20 protein-coding genes are annotated in these 15,673 nt (G+C 45.2%); 9 read left to right on the forward strand and 11 right to left on the reverse strand.

All coding sequences use genetic code 11. From position 1 onward, the window contains the following. Positions 1 to 39: 39 nt before the first annotated feature. Positions 40 to 420 (reverse strand): cytochrome c, encoded by a 381-nt coding sequence (locus tag QUA57_RS05705; RefSeq protein ID WP_333039203.1) that lies wholly within the window; start codon positions 418 to 420, stop codon positions 40 to 42. A 180-nt stretch (positions 421 to 600) separates the two neighbouring features. Between QUA57_RS05705 and petG the strand changes: the two genes are divergently transcribed. After that, a complete protein-coding gene (gene petG, locus QUA57_RS05710; RefSeq protein ID WP_006632329.1) occupies positions 601 to 720 on the forward strand; it encodes a cytochrome b6-f complex subunit V in 120 nt (39 codons plus the stop codon). 234 nt (positions 721 to 954) lie between these two features. Here the strand turns inward: petG and QUA57_RS05715 are convergent, their stop codons facing one another. The 10 genes from QUA57_RS05715 to QUA57_RS05760 all read right to left on the reverse strand — a co-directional run bounded on the left by QUA57_RS05715 (position 955) and on the right by QUA57_RS05760 (position 10,189). After that, positions 955 to 2,037 (reverse strand): glycosyltransferase family 1 protein, encoded by a 1,083-nt coding sequence (locus QUA57_RS05715; protein ID WP_333059977.1) that lies wholly within the window; start codon positions 2,035 to 2,037, stop codon positions 955 to 957. Positions 2,038 to 2,131: 94 nt separating this feature from the next. Next, positions 2,132 to 3,202 carry a glycosyltransferase family 1 protein gene (locus tag QUA57_RS05720; protein ID WP_333059976.1) on the reverse strand — a complete coding sequence of 357 codons (1,071 nt, stop codon included), beginning with the start codon at positions 3,200 to 3,202 and terminating at the stop codon, positions 2,132 to 2,134. A 164-nt stretch (positions 3,203 to 3,366) separates the two neighbouring features. Beyond that, the gene (locus QUA57_RS05725; protein WP_333059975.1) at positions 3,367 to 5,496 is read right to left on the reverse strand and encodes a glycosyltransferase; all 2,130 of its coding nucleotides are present in this window, start codon (positions 5,494 to 5,496) and stop codon (positions 3,367 to 3,369) included. A 10-nt stretch (positions 5,497 to 5,506) separates the two neighbouring features. Beyond that, complete coding sequence (locus QUA57_RS05730; RefSeq protein WP_333059973.1) at positions 5,507 to 6,040, reverse strand: hypothetical protein; 534 nt, start codon at positions 6,038 to 6,040, stop codon at positions 5,507 to 5,509. A 346-nt stretch (positions 6,041 to 6,386) separates the two neighbouring features. Next, positions 6,387 to 7,457, reverse strand: coding sequence for a glucose-1-phosphate thymidylyltransferase (locus QUA57_RS05735; RefSeq protein ID WP_333059972.1), 1,071 nt, complete (start codon positions 7,455 to 7,457; stop codon positions 6,387 to 6,389). A gap of 283 nt (positions 7,458 to 7,740) precedes the next feature. Next, positions 7,741 to 8,451 (reverse strand): M15 family metallopeptidase, encoded by a 711-nt coding sequence (locus tag QUA57_RS05740; protein ID WP_333059971.1) that lies wholly within the window; start codon positions 8,449 to 8,451, stop codon positions 7,741 to 7,743. A gap of 9 nt (positions 8,452 to 8,460) precedes the next feature. Next, entirely contained in the window at positions 8,461 to 8,604 is a 144-nt protein-coding gene (locus tag QUA57_RS05745) for a DUF433 domain-containing protein (protein WP_333059970.1), read from the reverse strand. Positions 8,605 to 8,844: 240 nt separating this feature from the next. Further along, the gene (locus QUA57_RS05750; protein WP_333059969.1) at positions 8,845 to 9,507 is read right to left on the reverse strand and encodes a class I SAM-dependent methyltransferase; all 663 of its coding nucleotides are present in this window, start codon (positions 9,505 to 9,507) and stop codon (positions 8,845 to 8,847) included. An 88-nt stretch (positions 9,508 to 9,595) separates the two neighbouring features. Next, positions 9,596 to 9,898 carry a hypothetical protein gene (locus tag QUA57_RS28630; protein ID WP_445304457.1) on the reverse strand — a complete coding sequence of 101 codons (303 nt, stop codon included), beginning with the start codon at positions 9,896 to 9,898 and terminating at the stop codon, positions 9,596 to 9,598. 138 nt (positions 9,899 to 10,036) lie between these two features. Beyond that, on the reverse strand, positions 10,037 to 10,189 hold the full coding sequence (locus QUA57_RS05760) for a hypothetical protein (protein WP_333059968.1): 153 nt from the start codon (positions 10,187 to 10,189) through the stop codon (positions 10,037 to 10,039). 22 nt (positions 10,190 to 10,211) lie between these two features. On the opposite strand from QUA57_RS05760, the gene QUA57_RS28635 reads away from it, so the two are divergent. The 8 genes from QUA57_RS28635 (at position 10,212) to QUA57_RS05795 (ending at position 15,646) form a co-directional block, all read left to right on the forward strand. Next, positions 10,212 to 10,442, forward strand: a complete 231-nt coding sequence (locus QUA57_RS28635) for an HlyD family secretion protein (RefSeq protein ID WP_445304458.1) — start codon at positions 10,212 to 10,214, stop codon at positions 10,440 to 10,442. 281 nt (positions 10,443 to 10,723) lie between these two features. Beyond that, positions 10,724 to 10,861, forward strand: a complete 138-nt coding sequence (gene rpmH / locus QUA57_RS05765; RefSeq protein ID WP_006632320.1) for a 50S ribosomal protein L34 — start codon at positions 10,724 to 10,726, stop codon at positions 10,859 to 10,861. A gap of 42 nt (positions 10,862 to 10,903) precedes the next feature. After that, positions 10,904 to 11,308, forward strand: a complete 405-nt coding sequence (gene rnpA, locus QUA57_RS05770; RefSeq protein WP_333039176.1) for a ribonuclease P protein component — start codon at positions 10,904 to 10,906, stop codon at positions 11,306 to 11,308. Then, on the forward strand, positions 11,280 to 11,672 hold the full coding sequence (locus tag QUA57_RS05775) for a PH domain-containing protein (RefSeq protein WP_333039175.1): 393 nt from the start codon (positions 11,280 to 11,282) through the stop codon (positions 11,670 to 11,672). Before rnpA ends, QUA57_RS05775 begins: the two co-directional genes overlap by 29 nt. A gap of 203 nt (positions 11,673 to 11,875) precedes the next feature. Continuing rightward, the gene (gene yidC, locus QUA57_RS05780) at positions 11,876 to 13,024 is read left to right on the forward strand and encodes a membrane protein insertase YidC (RefSeq protein WP_333039172.1); all 1,149 of its coding nucleotides are present in this window, start codon (positions 11,876 to 11,878) and stop codon (positions 13,022 to 13,024) included. 11 nt (positions 13,025 to 13,035) lie between these two features. Next, a complete protein-coding gene (locus QUA57_RS05785; protein ID WP_333039170.1) occupies positions 13,036 to 13,509 on the forward strand; it encodes a R3H domain-containing nucleic acid-binding protein in 474 nt (157 codons plus the stop codon). 97 nt (positions 13,510 to 13,606) lie between these two features. Then, positions 13,607 to 14,119: a YceD family protein gene (locus QUA57_RS05790; protein WP_333059967.1), complete on the forward strand. Its 513-nt coding sequence runs from the start codon at positions 13,607 to 13,609 to the stop codon at positions 14,117 to 14,119. An 18-nt stretch (positions 14,120 to 14,137) separates the two neighbouring features. Beyond that, positions 14,138 to 15,646 (forward strand): AAA family ATPase, encoded by a 1,509-nt coding sequence (locus QUA57_RS05795; RefSeq protein WP_333039166.1) that lies wholly within the window; start codon positions 14,138 to 14,140, stop codon positions 15,644 to 15,646. Positions 15,647 to 15,673 lie beyond the last annotated feature (27 nt).

Raw genomic sequence — 15,673 nt, forward strand, 5'->3', positions numbered from 1 at the left:
TGCCAAAGAAGGGGAACGAATTCCGTTCCCCTTCTTTGGTCAAATTTGTTCGAGATACTTCAGCAAGTCGGCCATTTCTTGCGGACTCGGTTGAAACTGCGGCATTGGTGGGGTTTGCCCGCTGGTGACTTGCCGGATCAGATCGAATTCGGATTTGCGCTCGGACACTCCGTGCAAGTTGGGCCCGACTTGACTGTCTGAAACGGAGATGTGACACCCCGCACAGTTCATTTGAAAGATGGCGGAACCCTGAAACGGGTTGCCCGTTAGGGATAGTACGCTTTTGACGTAAGGATCGGCGACTTGAAATTGACGTATTGTGAGAATCGTCAACATGATGGCAAGCAACACCGCTAGCGCAAATATGGCAAGTCGCTCGATCGGGTTTTTAATTTCATTCCTGGCAAGTTGGTTATTCAAAGGAGTTCAATTAAAAATAGTATCTACAAGAAAATTTATTTCTCATAACATAGCTTAATCGTTCGCAGCGGGGAGAGCAAGCTCTGAGACCCACGGAAGGCTGCTTTTGGGAAAATTCATCTGTATAAGTGCTGGTAATATTAAAAATAGGTTGTTAAATCTTAACGTTAAGGAGCTCTCATGGTAGAACCGCTACTTTCAGGTATTGTTCTGGGTCTAATCTTTGTTACTCTGGCGGGGCTGTTTTTTGCTGCTTATCAGCAGTACAAGCGCGGCGATCAGTTGGGTATCAATAAGTAAAAGGGGTCTACAGTCCCTAACTCAGGCTGTCAGGGGGAGGGGGAATTGGGAATTGGGCATGGGGCATGGGGCATTAATCTACCTACTGACTTCTTCCATCTTCCTTCTTCCCTCTTCCTTCTTCCATCCGTTACATCCGTTACCGAATCCGTTGCCGAACTTCCCTCTTCCTTCTTCTCGACATCCGTTACATCCGTTACATCCGTTACCGAATCCGTTGCCGAACTTCCTTCGTTAAAGATATCGATCGAGAATAGCAGCAGTTTCCAAGCCTGTTTTTTCCCAGCTAAATTGTTTTGCTCTGGCTAAACCGAGCTCCCGCAAGTGCGATCGAACTTTGGCATCAACTGCAAGCTCTTGCATAGCAGAGGCAATTTCCTCGACGCTGTAGGGGTTGACTAATAAGGCTGCACTCCCCGCAACTTCGGGCATTGAAGACAGGTTAGAGGTGATGACAGGAGTGCCGCACGCCATTGCTTCGAGCACGGGGAGGCCGAACCCTTCCCAAAGACTGGGAAAAACCAGCGCGATCGCTTGGTTGATGACTTTGGGCAAGTCGGCTGCGGGGAGGTAATCTAGGAATGTTACTCGATCGACCAATCCCAATTCTTGAACCTGCGCCTTCAGCAGCGGCGTATAGCGTTTGTCTTCCGAACCGGCTATCCACAATTCGTATTCGGAATTATGATGCAAAGCAGCAAACGCTGCTACCACTCGCTGCACGTTTTTATAAGGATTGTGGCGGCCGATATAAAGAAAATAATTGCTTGTTGGTAAGTCTAGAAAACGGAAAAAACTGGTATCATATCCAGGGAAAATTGGCGTAATTAAATTAGTAGGAATCTTGCAAAAATTAGCGATATCTTTGGCAGTTGATTCAGAGTCGCAGATGACGTGTTGAGCCTGCCGCAGCACTTGGGGAATGTAGTAGCGGTGGTAAGGTGTCAGAGGATCGAAGCGACGGGGAAATCGCAGCGCTATTAAGTCATGTACTGTAATTATATAGCGGCAACCTGCAAATAAAGGAGCTTCGGGAATTGGGGAAAATAACAGGTTAGATTTTAGCTGTTTGTAAATTTTTGGGAGTTGGGTTTGTGTCCACAGCAATCGGTTGATGTGTCCTTTGGTTCCTTGTTCTGGTGTTAGGTTTTCGGGGATTTGGTAGCAGTTGTTATTGGGAAAATTTTTGGCTGTTAGTAATGTGGGATTGAGGGATTTTAGGTGAGGAAATAGGTTTTTGGCGTAGATGGCTAAGCCAGTTGGTTTTGAAATTAGGAAAGAGAGGTTGATTAGTAAGTTAGATTGGGGATTGGGCATGGGATAAGATGTAGATTGCGGTTTTTTGGTGGGAGTTTTTTTAACCGCAGACGGCGCAGAGGACGCAGAGAGGAGAAAGGAAGAGAGGGGAGATTTAAAGATATTGTTGTAATATGTTGGCGGTTGCTTTTCCGGTTTTGTTCCAACTAAATTGAGATGATCTGGCTAAACTAGCAGTTTTTAAGTTCGATCGCACTTTTGAATCTGTGGCTAGTGTTTGCATGGCTTCGGCTATTTCTCCGACGCTGTAAGGATTGACTAATAATGCGGCATCTCCGGCTACTTCTGGCATCGATGACAGGTTGGATGTGATGACGGGTGTGCCGCAAGCCATTGCTTCTAAAATTGGTAAGCCGAATCCTTCCCAAAGTGTAGGGAAAACTAGGGCGATCGCCTGATTCATCAGTACGGGCAATTTAGAATAGGGAACGTAACCGAGAAACTTTACCAAAGATTGTAAACCTAATTCTTCAACTTGTGCTGTCAACTGCGGTGTGTAGGCATTGGGAGGCCCTGCTAGCCACAATTCGTAATTTGCGCGATCGGGTAAACTAGCAAATGCAGCAATTAATCTTTCTAAGTTTTTGTAAGGATCGTGTCTACCTGTATAAAGAAAATAATTTTTGGCGGGCAAGTCGAGATATCTAAAATTAATATTATCGCAAGCTAGGGGAATTGCGGTCATCTTTTTAGGCGAAATTTGGTAAAAGTTAGCAACATCTGCCGCCGTTGCTTGAGAATCGCAAATAATGTGTTCTGCTTGTCGCAAAACCTGCGGTATGTAGTAGCGAAAATAAGCTGTTAATCTAGAAAACCGTCGGGGAAATCGCAAAGGAATTAAATCGTGAACTGTGACGATGTAGCGGCAGCCGGAATACAAAGGTGCTTCTGGAATTGGGGAAAATATCAGGGTAGACTGTAATTTTTGGTAAAGTTTAGGTAATTCAAACTGAGTCCACAGCAGCCTGCTAATTTGTCCTTTCGGGCCGCGATTCGGTGTCAGAGTGTCGGGGATTTGATAGCAAGTATAATTGTCAATTTGCTGGGAAGCGAGTAATGTTGGTTTTAGCTGTTGCAGTTGCGGGAAAAGATTAGCGGCGTAAGTCCCGATTCCCGTTGGTTCGGGTGTTAAAAAGGACAAATTGATTAACAGTGAATTAGACATGATTTTAGAGTTCCGGCGACTGGAAGTCGAGACTACACATACAAAGTCCGCCTGCGCGGACTGAAAAAAACGGTAATAAAATCGACTTTGATATTAGTCTTATGCAAGAGGACTTTAGCTTTTGGTTAGGGGTTTTAAGCCCTGGTGGACTATTTAATTAGCCTTTAAGTTCGATCGAGCATTTGAGCTATATCGGCAGGATTTGGCAGCCGAATTGTAGCATACTCTTGGTGAAGAATATCAAAAAAACTATTGACTTTTTTCTCAAAATGTGCAATTCTAAAGTTCTGACTGCGTTGCTGTGCACCAGCTTGAAGTTCTGCTAGCAAATCAGGATTAACAATTAGTTGATGTGAATGCTGGCACAGTTCCTCAACGGTATTGAACACAAAGCCCGATCGCCCATGTTCGACAATTTCCGGTTGGCCGCCACCGTTGAAAACAATCGGAGCACAACTATTTTGCATTGCTTCTACAGTCGCCATCCCGAAATGCTCAAATCTTTGAGGATTGACTTCACCCAAACCGCAGCCATGCCAAAATATACTTGCTCTAGCATAAAGTGATTTTACCTCATCAAAGTCAACATTGACTTTGAGCTCGATCGCCCTTGAATCTTGCTTCAATAAATTCTGAACAGTCTTTAAATAAGGATTTTTCGGAATGCTGCTGCCAACCAAAATTAGTCGCCATCCTTGAAAATCTTCGGGATAATCTGCTAGCAAACTGCGGAAAGCTTTAATTAGTTCAATTTGCTTTTTTGTTCCCCCAGCTTCAAACTGTCCCACAGCTAAAATGATGTTTTCTTTCGGCACTTTAACTGTTGCCATTTCCACGGGGGGATAAAGCAGAAAAGTTGGCTGTAGGTTCCAGCGTTTCTCCAACCACTTGACGGTAAATTGACTGTTGACAATAATGAAAGTGTAATCATCGACAGCAAAGTGACGGTTGCGGAAGGTATTGGGAAAGTGGCAGAAAAATACTGAGATCGGCGACAGTGGTTTTACTTTTTCCAGTTGGTTCGCATTGATAAAAATATCGTAGTTTTTGCTTTCTCTGGCAATTTCATCAAAGGGATTTTCCATATCTTCTACGATGATGCTGGAATCGATGCACTGCATTCCGCGTTTCTCGTAAAACGCCAAGGGCATAATTTTAATTTTGCATCCTGAAAGGTTGAGTCCGTACCACGATTCTAAGTCGGAAACAGCAACTGGTTTGTTGGCGATAAAAGTAATGTCAAATTCATTTTGTAGCAGCGAGGCGAGGGTAGCGACGTATTTTTGACCGCCACCAATAAAATGCAGTCCGTGATCGTAAATGGCGATCGACATTTTGCGATCGCCCCGAACCACCTGTAAGCGAGACAAAATGCGATCGATCTTCATCCGACTGTAAATCACCGCCAACTTTTCCGACAACTGTGGCAATACTGTTTCGATGATTTCTGGTTTCTGATAATCTAGCAGTTTTTTAATCGCTACAAATAAACTCTCGAACAGCAAATCGTACTGCTTGTTAGTAAAAAAATCAGAAGTATGAATTCCTTTGACTAATTGCAACGGTTCATGTTTGGCTAAATACAAAAACCGATTGCGGTTGCAGAAATACTCGGTAAGTTTGCTGCCTTTACTCGAACCCCTATACTCGTGATGGGCGATAGCTGCGGGAGTATAAAGCATTTTCCAACCGCGTTTGTGGCAGCGTTTAGCAAACTCTACATCCTCAAAATACATCACAAAATCTTCATCTATTGGCCCGACATCTTCGAGACATTTCCTGCGGAAAAGCACCGCTGCCCAACAAAGCCCTTCGACTTCCCGTTCTGTATCGTACTGTCCCGAATCTTTTTCGGCAAAGCCGACATCTTGCCAATAAAAGTTAGGTAATTGCTGAATACCAGCGCTGTTAATTCGCCCGTCTTTAAACAGCAATTTGCCGCTAGTCGCACCTACTTCTTTATTAGTTTCTAGCCGTTTTACAAGAATCTCTAACCAGCGACTGTCAAGGGTAGCATCGTTATTTAGAAACCCGATATATTCGCCTTTTGCTTCGCTGATGCCGAGGTTGAGGGCTTTAGCAAAGTTGTTGGCGGAGTTGACAAAAATCCGAACTTTGGGAAATAGTTCGCACAGGGAATTAACGGAATCGTCTTGAGAACAATTATCAATTACAATTAAATCGAGTTGCGATTCGGGATACGCAAGTTTTTGTAGAGATTTTAAGCAATCTTTCGTGTGGCGCAGACCGTTATAGTTGACTATAATTAACGAACATATGGGCAGTGTGGTCATCTTTGATGCTTTATTTTTGTCGATCGAGCAATTGAGCGGTAATCTTCTCTAAAATAGCAGTATGTTGCTGCTGCACTGCTTTAATTTGCTCTATTTCAGACTGAAAATTTGCGATCGCTCTTTGTTGAGTCTCAAGCTGTGCTGTAACTTCGGGATATTCGCTGCTGAATTCCGATTCAATTTTTTCAAAGAGAGTTTGTTGATTTTCTTGCAATTTTTGCAATTGTGTGCTTAATGTATGCACGACCCGCGTATTAGCAAAATTGTAAATTACTTGTCGTTCGAGTACGGGTCTGAGCAATTTTCGGACTATTTTCCTAACGACGATGACTGCGGAACCGAGTCGCCTTTGGTAAGAGGTAATGGGGATGTTATAAATGTCGAAACCTGCCTTTAAAAGGGCGATATCTTCATCATCTTCATTTTGGGCGATCGTACTATTTTCTGTTCCCAACAGCGACAGCTCAGCTATACCAATTCGCGGCTCCAAAGTTTGCCGTAACTTATGTATTATCTGTTGAGTTGGTATTTCTTCGTACTCCAAACTTTCCTCTCCTTGAGATAACTTACTATGACTTAATTATGGAACAGGCATCTTTGCTGTTGCAATCATTGTAACTAATTGTGAACAGGCAGCTTTGCTGTGTGATTAATTGTAATTAATTGTGGAACAGGCCGGAAAGCCTGTTCAAGGGCAGGCAGGATGCCCAACCCCTATTCCCCACAAAACAATTTATTTCTTGCTAAATCAGGATTATTGCTTCCGATATTGGCAATATCTCAATTTAAGCTATAGCAATCCTCAATCATTTGTGAATTTCTTACTCCCTCCCCGAACCTGCGGGGAGGGTTGGAGTGGGGTAAAAAGTTTACGACTCCTGCAAGGATTGCTATAACTCAATTTGACTGTCATCACCAATCATAAACCGCAGAGCTTTTGGACGAGCCGGCGCATTGGTGAGTTGAGCTCGCTGCCCGATCACGCTGTCAACAATTCGCTGGTGAATGCCAACTATTTTCGCCCCTTGCAATATTACACTGTGTTCGATATCAGCATCAATCATCGTCACGCGATCGGCAATACTGCTGTAAGGCCCAATAAAGCAATTTTCAATGTGGCAATTTTCCCCAATTACCACTGGCCCGCGAACTGTAGAATTAATGATTTCCGTTCCTTCTCCTATTTGCACTCGCCCGATAATTTGACTTTTTGCATCTACTGTTAATTCAGTTGAAGCTACGATACGGCTATCTAAAATGATTTGGTTTGCACTGAGCAAATCGTCTTTTTTCCCCGTATCCAGCCACCAGCCCTCTAAATTGCAGGCTTCTACGTGTTTTTCCTGATTGATGAGCTGTTGAATAGCGTCTGTAATTTCGAGTTCGCCCCGGGGCGAAGGTTGAATTTGATCGATCGCCTCGTGGATAGTAGGAGCAAAAAAGTAAATCCCCACCAGTGCTAAATTTGACGGCGGAACTTTGGGTTTTTCTACTAACTGCAAAACTCGTCCTTTCTCATCAACTTTTGCCACACCGAAAGCCGAGGGATTGGAAACGGGACGCAGCATAATCAGAGCGTCTAGTTTCTGCGTGTTAAAAATCTCTAAAAACGGATCTAACTGATTTTCAATTAAGTTATCTCCCAAATACATAATAAACGGAGAATCGCCCAAAAACGGTCTGGCAACTTTTACCGCGTGAGCGAGCCCTGCCGGCTCTGCTTGCAAGATATAAGTAATTTTCGCACCGAAGCGAGATCCATCTCCTGTTTTCGTCTTCACCTCTTCCCCGGTTTCGGGACTAATAATAATCCCAATATCCGTAATCCCGGCCGCCACAATTCCTTCAATTCCGTACCACAGTATCGGCTTATTTGCTACAGGAACCAACTGCTTAGCACCCGTATAGGTGAGGGGACGCAAGCGTGTTCCTTTACCGCCAGAGAGGATGAGTGCTTTCATTGGGTGAACTCTGAGTTATGCTTTAGGGTTTGCGGTGCAGGCAAATATTGCCTGCACTTGTTCGCTCTCATTGATTTTAAACCACCGCTACCCCGCTGGCAATAGTTGCAGTGTATCCTGACACAAATGATTTATTTTGCTCATATTTTTATAGTGCGGGAGACAGAGAGTATCAGAAACCAGGTTTATTGGCACAGGAAGCAGTTAAAAGCTGAGTTTTTTGTCAAAAAACCCCTTTCTTAATGTTGCAAGTGCGCCAGTTCCGATTTAATTCCGTACCGTTTTAATAGCGACCGTATCGGGCAATCAATCGACTACCACTATTGTTTTGATTTGTCAACCAAGCCCACATCTGATCGCCCAGACAAAAATGCCACCATTCGTTAGGATGTTGCTGAAAACCCGCAGCTATCATCACATTTTTTAATATTTGCCTGCGACGGTGATATTCCTGTTTTTGCGGCTCCTTGCTATTACAAAAATAATCGGGATAAGAACGTTCTGATATTTCATCAATCGGAGAACCCATATCAATTTGCCGATTGTTTTCATCCACTAAAGTTAAATCTAAAGCGGCACCTGTACTGTGAGGGGGAGGCGTTGCGCGATCGAGGCTCGGCACTGCCCAAAATTGATATACGTGTTCTATAATCACTTGGCGTTTGTCTTCGGGAACAGGAAATTCGCAGCCTTGAGCTAGGGCAATTTGATTAAAAGTATAATCTACCATAAATTGCTGGACTTCCACTGGCCGATAAGCGTCAAATATCAGAATTTTCCAATTTTGATAATTGTGCTCTAGCTCCGTTTGAGCGGCGATTAAACTATCTACAACTCCTTGTCGCAAATAGTAAGGCGAATCTGCTTTGCTATTGTGATAGGGAGCACCCAACTTTTGATAAGGGTGCGGCGTTTCAAAGACAAAATGTTGTGCTGGAATAGGGACTAAAGGTTCGCCGCATTCGTCGATAGCTATTTGCTGATATGGTTTCATATCAAGGTGTTACCGTACTTTATTATTAATGATGAAATACAATACTCTGTATATGCTTTTCACTGGAGTCAGCCGCGCGGCAAATAGCAAAGCAGCTAGAATATCCTCATGTTCTAAATCGTCATAGTCATCTATAATTTCTTTAGCATTCATACCAGAACTGAGAAGTCAAAAATCAGTTTTAGTGGATATCACAGACGGCGAATACAGGGTTTTCCCTGACAGATATTTGGATCGAGTGTGATGCGCTGCCCAAGTTTTTTTTCCCTATTTTAGGAACAAATATTAAATATATCCTAACCTAAAGAGCGTAGCTTTCGATTGGTTTGTAGTAAGGACTTTAGTGCTTTCAATCTCCACCTAAAGTCCTAAAGTCCTTACTGCCAAAAAATCCTAACTTTGGCGGTAAGCAACTACCGCATAAAACGGATCGCCGCTTGGTATTCGCAGCATTTGCATAAAACTAGGCAAGTTAGGCTTGCGAACAATTACTTCCGGCTTGCTAAACCCGGGTATGTTCGCTCCTTTGACAGAATCAAAGTAACCCTTGACTAATTCTACCCGATTGCCCTCGGAACCTTCCCGCCAAGCCGCGATCGCCTTTTGATAAAACATCCGGTTGGAAAAGCTCATAATTGCTACGCCACCCGGCTTCAATATCCGGTGAATCTCGGCAAAAATCGCATCTGGGTGCTGCAAATACTGTACCGAAACGCAGTTGACAACGGCGTCAAACTCTGCATCCGGCAGCGGCAATTTGGGATTTGCGTTCAAATTCTGCACAAAATAATGATTCAGTCTGCGATTCTTTGCCAACTCGTCTTCATTCATGCCGTGCCCTTCTACATGGGCAAATTGCATCTCGTCGGGCAAGTGAGAAACCCAACTGCTCATCATATCAAATATCCGAGTATTCGGTTTCAGCCGTTCCCGATATAAATCGGTGAGTTGCTGAATGAATCCATCGTCTACGTGAGTCACAAACCGGGGAGCCGAATAGAACAAATTGTCGTCGGTGTCGTCTAACTTAGTGCGTTGGTCGGCTGGAAGCAACATAAATTCTGATCGCGAACTAGATTTACTCTTTCTAGTTTAAGAACAATAAGAATTGTTAACATATCCGGCAGAGGGCGGATTCCCGCTTTTAGCGTAGCATTCGATAGCCAAAAAACCGACTTGCACCCTTTGGGGCTTGTGGCAAGAAGACGGTTTGCCGACTTCCAGCATTGGCGACAAACTGCAACAGGTAAGCGGGACGCTGACAGGCACGATCGATCGCACGGAAGAAAGAGGCCTCTTCCGCCGAGAGAGAGACACTCGCATTTGGCGCATTTGACTGACAAACTCCAGTACACAACTGCAAGACGTATTGCCCCCGCTGGTAGCGGAAATCCGAGATCGACCTGTCGAGGGCTTTTAACAGGCCGATCGAGAACTCTTTTCTCAACTGATCGATCGGGCGATCGTCAATCTTTCCTAAACCGACAAATCAATCTTTTGAGTGAAGCGCAGCAGCCTCTACCTCCAGTACATTACAAATAATCGTAAAATACTAGCCACTCTTAAAAAAAGCAGTACAACTTTACTACACAAATAGCAGCGCACCCGCCGCCGGACAAATCGCTCGCAAATCCTTTAAATTCGGGCAGCGCGTGCAGCCGGCAACTCCGTTAAGGGCGATGGTCAGTAAAGATTTGTGGGTAGTTGCTAACTTTAAAGAAGCGCAACTAGCAAACATGAAACCCGGTTAAAAATTAGAAATCAAATTAGATTCTTTTAGTGGTCGCAATTTTGAATACCGTCTCGATAGTTTCTCCCCTACTTCTAGCGATAAATTCTCCTTATTGCCTCCCGATAATGCTACGGGTAACTTCACCAAAGTTGTGCAACGGGTTCCGGTAAAATTTGTGTTTGGTGCCGAAAGCATTAAAGGCTATGAATCACGGATTGCACCGGTGATTTCGGCTACAGTAAATGTTGAATTGAAATGAGGAAAGGCACGACACGGATACACGGATGAATTTAGGAGTCGGGGATTTGATTGGGTTCGGTTAAGGGCGATCGCTCTTGCAATATCATCTTAGAAAGTTAGAGATATGGTAGTGAGAACTAAACCGAAATCTCGTTCACCAGCTCGAACAGGGGTTGTTGCTTTGTGATGAGTGGCGATCGATTCAAATAGGAAAAATATTGCCAACAAAACAACTCTATGGTATACTAGAAGATTGTGAATATTAATCAAAAGTAAAGTAACAAGCCGGGAGAAATCAAAATGACACAGCAAACCCTGCACGGAACCAGCCGCAAAAGAAAAAGAACATCCGGTTTTCGCGCCAGAATGCGTACCGCAACCGGTCGATTGGTAATCAAAGCTCGCCGCAGCAAAGGTCGCCACCGCCTCGCAGTCTAGCACTGCATCAAGGTTGAGAGGCCTCAACGATCGCCCTACGCCATGTTGCCCGATACAAACCGACTTAAGCACCGAAAAGACTTCAGCGCCGTATACCGCAAGGGAATGCGCCGTAACTCGGCCCATTTCAGCTTAAGAGCTCTGCGTAAACCCAAAAGCGTCGAATTAAGCAAACCGACAGCCGAGAAATCCTTGCAGCCGACTCGCACAGGCATTTCTATCAGCCTGAAAGTCAGCAAACGCGCTGTAGTCCGCAACCGGATTAAGCGTCAGATTCGGGCAGCTTTGCGACAGCTATTGCCCCGATTAAAATTCGGGTGGGATTTAGTAATTGTCGTGCGTCCGATCGCACAAGAGTGCAATTATGCAGAAATTCTGCAAGAATTAGAGCAGTTGTTGGTAGAAGCCGAGGTACTAGATGGGAATTCGAGAGGAAGTATATTATGAAGGCGGCCCCGCGCCGGGAGACTTGATCCTCAATTTACTCCTGGGGCTGACTGTGGTGGGAATCCCCCTAGCAGTAGGAGCAATTGTCCGGGCTCTGTGGCTGCGCTACCGGATCACGAGTCGCCGAGTCTCGGTAACTAGCGGTTGGATGGGGGGCGATCAGACAGACGTTATCTATTCAGATATAGTCAAAATCGTCACAGTACCACGCGGTTTTGGGACTTACGGAGACATGGTGCTCACCATGAAAAATGGCAGCCGCTTGGAACTCAGAGCTATGCCGAAATTTCGAGCAATGTATGACTACATTAACGAAAAACTGCCCATAGCCGCTCAAAAAGCAAACGCGGCCCAAGCTAAATAACCGAACAGCTTCGCCCTAAAATCAGGGTAAAGTGAGTGCGATTATTGGCAAACTCATTAAAACAAACCCGCAGACCGGGCGGTCGATCGACGGGCAATGTCCTAAGATAGAGACAAAACCCTAAAAATTGAGGCGGCTCGCCTTCAGCGGGTAAAAATAGTTCTCAACAGCAAACATAGAGCACCTAAATTAACTCAAAGCGAATGGATTTCGGTATCTCGTTTCTCTCCAACAACCTCATGCTCCCGATCCTAGATTTTTTCTACGGGATCGTGCCAAGCTACGGTTTAGCGATCGTAGCACTGACGCTCGTGATTCGCTTTGCTCTTTATCCTCTCAACGCAGGCTCTCTTCGCAATATGCGGCGCATGAAAGTAGCGCAGCCGTTGATGAAAGAGCGAGTAGATCAAATTCAAAAACTCTATAAAGACAATCCTGCCAAACAGCAGGAGGAAATGAGCAAAGTATACAAAGAATTTGGTAATCCTCTAGCAGGATGCTTCCCCTTGGTGCTGCAAATGCCAGTGCTGTTTGCACTGTTTGCAACGCTCCGGGGTTCGCCGTTTTCTGACATAAATTACAGCGTTAACGTTCAAGTTTTGCCCAAAGAACAAATCGAAACTGTTCAACCGCAAGCTTTTGCTACACCGCCACAAAATATTTACGTCACAGGTACTTTTCATGCTCCTGTTGTGGGGGTAATTCCAGGCGGCGACAAACTCGCAGTCGGCGACACAACCAAGATTAATTTTCAAACCCCAGAGGGCAAACCTCTCAAAGTTTTAGCTGCAGAAAATAAGAGCGAAATCGACTTTGAACCCGGCTGGAAAGTCATCAAAGGCGAAGATCTGATCAAGGTAGATGAACAGGGAAACATCACGGCCTTAGCGCCCGGTGAAGCCACAGTTCAAGGCACAATCCCTGGATTGGCTAGTAACAAAGGATTCCTGTTTATTGAGGCTCTAGGCCGCGTTGGCGCGATCGACTCAGACGGTACAATCCACTGGGATATTTTGGTAATGATCCTGGGCTTCGGCATCAGTTTGTACATCAACCAAACCCTTTCAGGGCAAGCACAAGGGCCAAACGACAACCCCCAACAGGCTACAGTCAACAAACTGACGCCAGTCATATTTTCAGGGATGTTTTTGTTCTTCCCGCTGCCCGCCGGCGTGTTGATGTATATGCTGATTGCTAACATCTTCCAAACAGTTCAATCGTTTATTTTGTCGCGAGAACCGCTGCCCGAAAACCTGCAAAAAATAGTGGACGAAGCAGAGGCGAAAACCCAAAAAGAACAAGGATTAGATGCACTTCCCTTTGAGCCCAAGCGTTCTAAGAAAAAGGCTTGATTTTAACAACAATGAAAGACTCTCAAATGCAGCGCGGACAGGCATGGTTAGAAGAATTGCTACAACTGTCCGCAATTCCTTCAAAAGTGGTATGCGAACAACAAAAAGATTGCTATTGGATGACAATAGATGAAAGCAATCTGACTCCAGAACAAGTTGCAATCTTAGTCGGGCCAAACGGTAATGTAATAGATGCCATTCAGTACCTCTGTAACACGGTTCAGAATATAGGTCAGGAAGTAGAGGAGTCAATTCCTTATACAGTTGAACTAAATGGCTATCGCATCCGCCGCCAAGAGGAATTGCGATCGATGGCAGAGTACGCAGCAGATCAAGCCCGCTCAACGGGAGTTGAAGTTGAAATAAAATCGCTGTCTTCGGCAGAACGCCGTCAAGTCCACAGCTTTTTGAGCGAATGTGAGGACATAGAAACTTACAGTCAAGGGCAAGAACCCGATCGCCGTTTGGTAGTGCGGCTGCGCTGACGCTAAAGAAGGAAGAAGGAAGAAGGAAGAAGGAAGAAGTTAAAAATTAACTATTCCTTTTGACCTTTGAATTCAAGAAGTAGGAAGGCAAAAGATTATGGAGACAATTTATATCCCTCATCTACTCACAAAAAGTGAGCGAAAAGAGGTAATTGATTTTGAAGAATTTATCCCCGATTTAGAAACTCTTACTCCGGTGCGAGGACGACTGCAAGTAACTCACCAAGGAAATTATCTTGAGGTGAAGGCAAAAGCAGAAACAATTGTTACTCTCACCTGCCACAGATGCTTGAAACAATACAATCATCGTTTGGCACTCAACTCATCGGAACTAATCTGGCTCGAAGAAACAGCAAATCAAACAGATTCAAGTTCAGCAGAAATAGAAGTGGCTTTAGAAGATTTGGTGGAAAATTTGTCCCCCGGTGGCTATTTCTCTCCGGGCGATTGGGTATACGAGCAAATGTGCTTGGAACTGCCGCACAAACAGATATGCGATACAGAATGTCCGGGAATTTCTTTAACTGATGATGCAAATACAGAAAGCTCAGAAACAATCTCAGACAGTCGCTGGGCGTCTCTGGAAGCACTTAAACGGCAATTGCCTTAGTCAGTTGACTAATAACTAATGACTATTTTTAGCGACGAGTTTGAACTACTGCTGCGATCGCGCTACCCCCTAATTTACATTCCCACACGGGAGGAAGAGCGCGTAGAAGCGGCGATCGCCCAAAGTGCCAAAAAACAAGGTTCTCGCGCCGTCTACATCTGGGATTTTGTTGATGGCTACCAAGGCAATCCCAACGATGTCGGTTTTGGCAAGCGCAACCCGCTGCAAGCTTTGGAATTTCTCGAAAAATTGCCCGCCTCCGCGCCGGCAATTTTTATTCTGCGCGACTTTCAGCGGTTTTTGGAAGATGTCTCGATTTCCCGCAAGCTGCGGAATTTGGCGAGACTCCTCAAATCAGTACCCAAAAATATTGTCATCGTATCTCCTCTAATTTCGATCCCGGAAGACCTCAGCGAAGTGATGACTGTTTTGGAGTTTCCCCTGCCTGCGGCGGCGGAAATCAAAATTGAGGTAGAAAGGCTGTTAGGGGCTACCGGACAAGCCATTGAAGGGCGTTTGCTGGACGAAACAGTGCGCTCCTGTCAAGGGCTGTCGCTCGAACGAATCCGCCGAGTTTTGGCAAAGGCGATTGCCACCAGAGGCGAACTCCATCCCGACGACGCGGAACTGATTTTAGAAGAAAAGCGCCAAACAATTCGGCAAACTCAAATTCTGGATTTTTACCCAGCCCGCGAAAATATATCCGATATAGGTGGTTTGGACAATCTCAAAGAATGGCTGCTGCGGCGCGGCGGTGCTTTTTCCGATCGAGCCCGCCAATACGGTTTGCCGCATCCCAGAGGTTTGTTGTTAGTGGGAATTCAAGGAACCGGAAAATCCTTAACAGCAAAGGCGATCGCCCACCACTGGCATTTGCCTTTGCTGCGCTTGGATGTCGGGCGCTTGTTTGCCGGATTAGTCGGGGAATCGGAATCCCGCACCAGGCAAATGATTCAGCTAGCCGAAGCTTTGGCCCCCTGCGTGCTGTGGATTGACGAGATTGACAAAGCTTTTGCGGGATTAGACGGTAAAGGGGATTCCGGGACAACCAGCCGGGTGTTCGGGACATTTATTACTTGGTTGGCAGAAAAAACTTCGCCGGTGTTTGTGGTAGCAACAGCCAACAACATCCAGTCTTTGCCGCCAGAAATGCTGAGAAAAGGCAGGTTTGACGAAATATTTTTTGTGGGTTTGCCCAGCCAGGAGGAACGGCGGGCGATTTTTGAGGTACATTTGTTGCGGTTGCGATCGCACAGCATCAAAAATTACGATTTAGAGCGCTTGGCTTACGAAACTCCCGATTTTTCAGGGGCCGAAATCGAGCAAACTTTGATTGAAGCAATGCACATTGGGTTTAGCCAAAATCGAGACTTTACCACAGATGATATTTTAGAATCAGCTAGTCAGATGGTGCCTTTAGCCAGAACGGCTCAAGAACAAATCCAGTTTCTCCAAGATTGGGCCGCTGCGGGGAAAGCTCGCCTTGCTTCTAGGTACGGCAGTTTGAGCCGCCGGATTCAGGGGTAAGCTTTTGAAGTCAGTAGTCAGTAGTTA

This window comes from Microcoleus sp. Pol7_B2 (assembly GCF_036701035.1).
In the GTDB taxonomy this organism is placed as follows: Bacteria; Cyanobacteriota; Cyanobacteriia; order Cyanobacteriales; family Microcoleaceae; genus Microcoleus.

Bases quoted from the DNA above. Each gene is read 5' to 3' on its own strand.
- petG (WP_006632329.1), top strand. From the start codon at position 601: ATGGTAGAACCGCTACTTTCAGGTATTGTTCTGGGTCTAATCTTTGTT.
- QUA57_RS05715 (WP_333059977.1), bottom strand. From the start codon at position 2,037: ATGCCCAATCCCCAATCTAACTTACTAATCAACCTCTCTTTCCTAATT.
- QUA57_RS05720 (WP_333059976.1), bottom strand. From the start codon at position 3,202: ATGTCTAATTCACTGTTAATCAATTTGTCCTTTTTAACACCCGAACCA.
- QUA57_RS05725 (WP_333059975.1), bottom strand. From the start codon at position 5,496: ATGACCACACTGCCCATATGTTCGTTAATTATAGTCAACTATAACGGT.
- QUA57_RS05735 (WP_333059972.1), bottom strand. From the start codon at position 7,457: ATGAAAGCACTCATCCTCTCTGGCGGTAAAGGAACACGCTTGCGTCCC.
- QUA57_RS05740 (WP_333059971.1), bottom strand. From the start codon at position 8,451: ATGAAACCATATCAGCAAATAGCTATCGACGAATGCGGCGAACCTTTA.
- QUA57_RS05745 (WP_333059970.1), bottom strand. From the start codon at position 8,604: ATGAATGCTAAAGAAATTATAGATGACTATGACGATTTAGAACATGAG.
- QUA57_RS05750 (WP_333059969.1), bottom strand. From the start codon at position 9,507: ATGTTGCTTCCAGCCGACCAACGCACTAAGTTAGACGACACCGACGAC.
- QUA57_RS05760 (WP_333059968.1), bottom strand. From the start codon at position 10,189: ATGTTTGCTAGTTGCGCTTCTTTAAAGTTAGCAACTACCCACAAATCT.
- rpmH (WP_006632320.1), top strand. From the start codon at position 10,724: ATGACACAGCAAACCCTGCACGGAACCAGCCGCAAAAGAAAAAGAACA.
- rnpA (WP_333039176.1), top strand. From the start codon at position 10,904: ATGTTGCCCGATACAAACCGACTTAAGCACCGAAAAGACTTCAGCGCC.
- QUA57_RS05775 (WP_333039175.1), top strand. From the start codon at position 11,280: ATGGGAATTCGAGAGGAAGTATATTATGAAGGCGGCCCCGCGCCGGGA.
- yidC (WP_333039172.1), top strand. From the start codon at position 11,876: ATGGATTTCGGTATCTCGTTTCTCTCCAACAACCTCATGCTCCCGATC.
- QUA57_RS05785 (WP_333039170.1), top strand. From the start codon at position 13,036: ATGAAAGACTCTCAAATGCAGCGCGGACAGGCATGGTTAGAAGAATTG.
- QUA57_RS05790 (WP_333059967.1), top strand. From the start codon at position 13,607: ATGGAGACAATTTATATCCCTCATCTACTCACAAAAAGTGAGCGAAAA.
- QUA57_RS05795 (WP_333039166.1), top strand. From the start codon at position 14,138: ATGACTATTTTTAGCGACGAGTTTGAACTACTGCTGCGATCGCGCTAC.